This window comes from Sporolactobacillus spathodeae, assembly GCF_016908935.1.
GTDB classification, from domain to species: domain Bacteria; phylum Bacillota; class Bacilli; order Bacillales; family Sporolactobacillaceae; genus Sporolactobacillus; species Sporolactobacillus spathodeae.
In genome coordinates, this window is the sequence record NZ_JAFBEV010000029.1 from 21,082 (window position 1) to 27,627 (window position 6,546).

General features: G+C 46.0%; 4 protein-coding genes. All 4 read right to left on the reverse strand.

Annotated elements, in window-relative coordinates; translation table 11 throughout:
• Positions 1-475 precede the first annotated feature (475 nt).
• The 4 genes from JOC27_RS11965 to JOC27_RS11980 all read right to left on the reverse strand — a co-directional run bounded on the left by JOC27_RS11965 (position 476) and on the right by JOC27_RS11980 (position 5,040).
• The gene (locus JOC27_RS11965; RefSeq protein ID WP_205007526.1) at positions 476-721 is read right to left on the reverse strand and encodes a type B 50S ribosomal protein L31; all 246 of its coding nucleotides are present in this window, start codon (positions 719-721) and stop codon (positions 476-478) included.
• A gap of 204 nt (positions 722-925) precedes the next feature.
• Entirely contained in the window at positions 926-2,194 is a 1,269-nt protein-coding gene (rho, locus tag JOC27_RS11970; protein ID WP_205007527.1) for a transcription termination factor Rho, read from the reverse strand.
• A gap of 716 nt (positions 2,195-2,910) precedes the next feature.
• Positions 2,911-4,209, reverse strand: a complete 1,299-nt coding sequence (locus tag JOC27_RS11975) for a UDP-N-acetylglucosamine 1-carboxyvinyltransferase (RefSeq protein ID WP_205007528.1) — start codon at positions 4,207-4,209, stop codon at positions 2,911-2,913.
• Positions 4,210-4,542: 333 nt separating this feature from the next.
• Complete coding sequence (locus tag JOC27_RS11980; RefSeq protein ID WP_338062811.1) at positions 4,543-5,040, reverse strand: response regulator; 498 nt, start codon at positions 5,038-5,040, stop codon at positions 4,543-4,545.
• Between the last annotated feature and the right edge of the window lie 1,506 nt (positions 5,041-6,546).

Genomic DNA, 6,546 nt, shown 5'->3' on the forward strand with positions numbered 1-6,546 from the left:
TTTGCTGCGCTGTTTCTTTATTGAGAAAAACTAGGCCATGTTTGCGACCGTTTGCGGTTAATTCTTGAAATTGGACCTGACTTTTCTTGGGTTCGGCTTCACTTTCCACGATTCTGACCGTTCACCAAAAACAGTGTCCTAAAGAGCTTGTGCAGTGTTCGATAAATTTACTTTAGTGCCCAAATAACCATTTCCAGTGACTGAAAAAAGCAATGCAGTGCCCGAATTTATCGATGTACCGGGTTCGGTCTAACTTTTGCACAGTTCGGTCTAAGTTTTGTGCGCGCGTGTTTGTTCCATTTTTACTGAAAAAATAGTATTGGCTATTACAAAGGCAGGCAGGATTTTCCCTGCCTGCCATCTATTCGGACCTGAACATGCAAAAACGGCTGATTTCACGCAGCGTCCGCAGAAACTAATTGTTCTGCGTCCTTTGGAAAGCGCCGTTTCTTTTTTCTTCTTCTGAAAATACAGCTTATTTGAGGTTGTATTTCTGTTTGAAACGATCGACACGTCCGCCTTTGTCGGCAAACTTCTGACGGCCCGTGTAGAACGGATGGGAATCCGAACTGATTTCGACCGTGATCAGCGGATATTCGTTGCCATCTTCCCACTGAATCGTCTGGTTCGACGGCTTCGTTGAACCGCTCAGAAATTTAAAACCAGTACTCGCGTCCTGAAAAACAACCGCATGATAATCCGGATGGATACCTGATTTCATTTCATTCATCTCCTTTGCGCCCTGATTAATCTCTCAAACCAGAGTCTGATTGCATCACACATAAGTTTTATTATATCAGCGTATCAAATAATTGCAAGATCCAACCACATGGAATCGATTGGAAACACAGTTGGAGAAAACCAGGCGTTTCGCTACATTTTCAGCAAAAATCATCTGTTCGCTTGATATAGAACAATATTTCGATCAGGTGCGGAGCGTTCCGTTCTTTTCTTTATCGAAAATATCAAAGAATTCTTGGTTGGACTTTGTTTCTTTAATCCGCTTGTAGAAATGTTCGACAAATTCAGCGGATTCGTCCATCGTTTTGCGCATCGTCCACAGTTTCTCCAAGTGTTCACTGTTAATCAACAATTCTTCTTTACGCGTGCCGGAGCGGCGGATGTTGATCGCTGGGAAAATACGTCGTTCCGCCAGCTTGCGGTCGAGGTGCAATTCCATATTGCCCGTTCCTTTAAATTCCTCGTAAATAACATCGTCCATTCGCGAACCGGTGTCGACAAGCGCGGTGGCCAAAATCGTCAGGCTGCCGCCTTCTTCAATATTCCGCGCCGCACCGAAAAATTTCTTCGGTTTGTGGAAGGCCGCTGGATCAATACCACCGGAAAGCGTTCTGCCGCTTGGCGGAATGACCAGGTTATAGGCGCGGGCAAGACGCGTCAGGCTGTCCATCAAAATGACAACATCGTGTTTCTGTTCCACAAGGCGCATCGCCCGCTCAAGCACCAATTCCGAAACTTTCACATGATTTTCTGGCACTTCATCAAACGTTGAACTAACGACATCACCTTTGACGGAACGTTCGATATCGGTCACTTCTTCCGGACGTTCGTCGACAAGCAAAACAATCAAATCAACGTCCGGATAATTGATACTGATGCTGTTGGCGACTTGCTTAAGCAAGGTCGTTTTCCCGGCCTTTGGCGGTGCCACAATTAGTCCACGCTGACCAAAGCCGACTGGCGAAATCATATCAATAATCCGAGTTGAGAAATCTTCTTGCTCGGTTTCCAAAACCATATGGCGGTTTGGATAGAGCGGCGTCAGCGCCGGAAAATGGACACGATCCTTTGCGGCATCCGGATTTTCACCATTGATCGCTTCGACTCGCAAAAGCCCGAAATACCGCTCATTTTCTTTCGGCGGACGGACTTTTCCGGTTACCCGATCGCCGTTACGCAAATCAAAGCGACGGATTTGCGAGGCCGAAATATAAATATCCTCCGAGCTTGGCGAATAATTAATCGGTCGCAAAAAGCCAAAGCCCTCTGTCGGGATAATGTCGAGTATCCCCTCCATCAGCGAGAGACCATCCTGTTCCGCCTGTTTTTTCATGATCGCAAAAATCAGCTCGCGTTTTGTGAGCTTACTATAATAGGAAACTTTGTACTCCTTGGCCTGCTCATAGAGTTCTTTAAGTTTCATATTTTCCAGTTCAGCCAAAGTGACTGCCATTCTTACACCACATTTCAATTATTTTATCTATAGTTAATGATCATCGTCCGCGCAGCTGTAAGCCCATTCAATAGATCGTCTGCGCGACTGTGACCCGATGTCTTTTATTCATTTGTCGATTTGGATTGTAATCAGAATATGCACGGAATTGTGCTGTGGAAGATCATTGCAACAGCTTGATTCAGCCGCCCGCAAATCTAGAGGTGATGCGACAAGTAGGTAAGGGCAGATTATTCTATCCGCAAAAAGAATTTAAAGTTCCGGAGTCAAAGTCCCAACGTCCATCATCATAAAATTGCTCTATTCTTTTTGTAGCACATTATTCCCGAATAATCAAATTTTCATTCTAAACGGCGCGAACGAGTCGTATTTTCTGCTAAATTTTCTGCATTTTGGCCTTTTACTTGCTCCAACGTCCAATATCTTTACAATAATTCCTAAGAAAGCTTGCGCAGTGTCCCATACGCTCCTATCACGTTTGCTTTTTTCTGAATGGGGTCCAATTTCTGAGGTTTTATGGTTTTTCGAAACCCCATTGGAAAAAGGGTCGTTCCGCAGTTGCGGAACGTTTCTGAATGCGTTTTTAACAGGCTTGTTTGGCATTTTTTCACTAAAAAATCCACATTCGAATATCTAGAAAAATTAAAGAAGCAAGTCATCTAAATCCAGTGGATGCCTCGCTCCCTTTTTCAACTTTTATCCTAGGAATTGTTCTTTTACCTATCATTTCTTTTTAAACGATCGGGAAGTTCTTCGTCATCAATCGCTTCGCGCCAGACATGCGCGCCAATATTGCTGAGCTTTTCCATCAGATGATCGTAGCCGCGATCAATATGGTCGACACCGGTGATTTCGGTGACGCCACTAGCCATCAAGCCGGCGATCACTAACGAAGCTCCGGCGCGCAGGTCTGTTGCCCGAACTTTTGCCCCTTCCAGATGCGTTGAGCCGGTCAATATCGCCGAGCGGCCTTCGACTTTGACGTTGGCGCCCATTCGGCGAAGCTCGTCGATATGTTTAAAACGCGCGCCGTAAATCGTATCGGTAATCAAGCTCGTTCCCTCAGCTTGGGTCAGGAGGCTGGTGAGCGGTTGCTGCAAATCAGTAGGAAAGCCCGGATAGACGAGCGTCTTAATATCGACACTCTTTAATTTTCCAGGGTTGCGCGAGACAAGCATCTGATCTTCGCCGGCCTGGACATCGGCACCCATTTCGCGTAATTTGGCTGTCAGCGATTCGACATGCTGGGGAATGACGTTGTCAATCAGCAATTCGCGTCCTTGCGCCGCGCCGATAATCATAAAGGTTCCGGCTTCGATCCGGTCGGGAATAATCATATGCCGGCAGCCGTGCAGACTTTCTACGCCCTCAATCCGAATGACGTCTGTTCCGGCGCCTTTAATCTTTGCGCCCATACTGGTCAGCAGCGTGGCCACGTCAATGATCTCAGGCTCCTTTGCTGCATTTTCAATAATCGTCTGCCCCTCAGCACGGACGGCAGCGAGCATTATATTAATGGTTGCCCCAACACTGACAACATCAAGGTAAATCCGAGCACCACGAAGACGATTGGCACGTAAATAAATCGCGCCGCGTTCATTCGTCACTTGTGCGCCAAGTGCTTCAAATCCTTTAATATGCTGATCAATCGGGCGTGGGCCGAGATTGCAGCCACCGGGCAAGCCAATCACTGCCTGGTGAAAGCGGCCGAGCATAGCACCCATTAAATAATAGGACGCACGCAATTTCTTCACTGAACCATTCGGAAGCGGCATATCAACCATACTTCTCGGGTCAACAGTCAGCGTATGATCAATAAACTGAATCTCGCCGCCGATTTCCTGGAGCAAGGTGCACAGTGTCCGCACATCTGAAATATCAGGCAACATATCAATGGTAACTGGGGAGTCTGCAAGTATTGTTGCGGGAATCAGTGCCACAGCGCTGTTTTTTGCGCCGCTGATTTGTACTGTGCCGCTGAGCCTGTGACCGCCCTCTATTAAAAGTTTTTCCATGTTCCGAGTGACTTCCCTTTCCGTGCGATCCCTTCAAGCAGCAGCCGCCTCGCGAGCGGAACTGATTTTGCGCACTACCGTTCATCATATGTACAAAGGGGAACAAGTTTCCTGTTTCTTCGCTTGGTTCATGCCCAGCGATTCGGCAAAAGTCGGTTGACGCCAGCTGTTTTTCGATTGCTGCACAATCGTCAAATGAGCTTTTTTTCGACTGCTACACAATCCTCAAATAGCTAGCAATTTTTACGTGCAAAAAAATTTATAATATGAGATCTTTTTAAATTATAGCACAACTCATCGGAATATTCCTTCAGTTTGTTCCCCATTAAACTTTCATAAACTTCGGTCGCTTTTTTTTGAGATGGATCCAAAAAGGGCATGGTGTACGGCATGAAGCAGTTCATTTATATCAAATGGCTTAGGAAAATATGCTACCGCGCCATTTTTCTTTGCTTCGCTAATCATCGCGTCATCGCCATATGCTGTCATGATCATGACAACGGTTGCCGGACTGATTTCCTTGATTTTCTTCAGTATATCCACGCCACTCATCCCTGGAATTCGCATATCCAGGAGCACGAGCTTCGGTTTTTTCCTAGACAAAACATCGAGAGCCTGAGCGCCGTTCGAAGCCAATAGCGCTTCAATTCCGTCTTTTTTAAGTATTTCTTTAATTAAAATCCGAATACCGTATTGATCATCAACAACCAATACTCTGTTTTTCAGACTTTCGGATTTTATTTTTGAATTTTCATTTTCCATCTTGCGGCCCTCTTTCCCTTGATAGTGATTCATTGTTGTGGTGACATCATCTCTAGTCTCTTCATTCAACGTCACTCCACCTTTTTCCTGCTAATCGATCAAAAAACGAGCATAATTGGACTTGTTTTTTTGTGCAACTTTTGCTCGATTCGGTGCGACTTTCTTTGATTTAGGAGCGATTTTTCTCGATTTCGGTGCAACTTTTCTTGATTTAGGAGCAACTTTTCCGTATTTCGGTGCAACTTTTGCTCGATTTGGTGCAACTCCTGAATTTCGGTGCAACTTTTCTTGATTTAGGAGCGACTTTTCCGGGATTCGGTGCGACTTTTCTCGATTTGGTGCGACTCTCAAAATTCGGTGCGACTTTCCTTGAATTCGGAGCGACTTTTCCGGGATTCGGTGCAACTTTTGCTCAATTTGGTGCGACTCTCAAATTTCGGTGCGACTTTCATTGATTTAGGAGCGACTTTTCCGGGATTCGGTGCAACTTTTGCTCGATTCGGTGCGACTCTCAAATTTCGGTGCGACTTTCATTGATTTAGGAGCGACTTTTCCGGGATTCGGTGCGACTTTTGCTCGATTTGGTGCGACTCTCAAAATTTGGTGCGACTTTCTTTGAATTCGGAGCGACTTTTCCGGGATTCGGTGCAACTTTTGCTCGATTTGGTGCGACTCCTAAAATTCGGTGCGACTTTCATTGATTTAGGAGCGACTTTTCCGGGATTCGGTGCAACTTTTGCCCGATTTGGTGCGACTCCTAAAATTCGGTGTGACTTTTCTTGATTTAGGAGCGACTTTTCCGGGATTCGGTGCGACTTTTGCTCGATTTGGTGCGACTCCTAAAATTCGGTGTGACTTTTCTTGATTTAGGAGCGACTTTTCCGGGATTCGGTGCGACTTTTGCCCGATTTGGTGCGACTCCTGAAATTTGGTCTAACTTTTTCCCGCTTCGGTCTAACTTTTCTCCGCTTCGGCCTTACTTTTCTTCGCTTCGGCCTAACTTTTTCCCGCTTTGGCCTAACTTTTGACCCTTTCGGTCTAACTCCTGATTTTCGGCCTAACTTTTGCTCGGTTCGGTCTAACTTCTGATTTTCGGTCTAATTTTTTCCCGCTTTGGTCTAACTCCTGATTTTCGGTCTAACTTCTCACGGGTTCGGCCTAACTTTTTCCCGCTTCGGCCTAACTCTCGATTTTCGGCCTAACTTTTGCTCGGTTCGGTCTAACTTTTTCCCGGTTCGACCTAACTTTTTCCCGCTTCGGCCTAACTCTCGATTTTCGGTCTAGCTTTTGCTCGATTCGGCCTAACTTTTCCTCGCTTCGGCCTAACTCCTGATTTTCGGTTTAACTTCTCACGGGTTCGGTCTAACTTTTCTCCGCTTTGGCCTAACTTTTTCCCGCTTCGGTCTAACTTCTCACGGATTCGGCCTAACTTTTCTCCGGTTCGGTCTAACTCCTGATTTTCGGTCTAACTTCTCACGGGTTCGGCCTAACTTTTCCTCGCTTCGGCCTAACTCCTGATTTTCGGTTTAACTTCTCACGGGTTCGGTCTAACTTTTCTCCGCTTTGGCCTAACTT

Excerpts from the sequence above, each read along its gene's own strand:
- JOC27_RS11975 (WP_205007528.1), bottom strand. The coding sequence starts at position 4,209 with ATGGAAAAACTTTTAATAGAGGGCGGTCACAGGCTCAGCGGCACAGTA.
- JOC27_RS11965 (WP_205007526.1), bottom strand. The coding sequence starts at position 721 with ATGAAATCAGGTATCCATCCGGATTATCATGCGGTTGTTTTTCAGGAC.
- rho (WP_205007527.1), bottom strand. The coding sequence starts at position 2,194 with ATGGCAGTCACTTTGGCTGAACTGGAAAATATGAAACTTAAAGAACTC.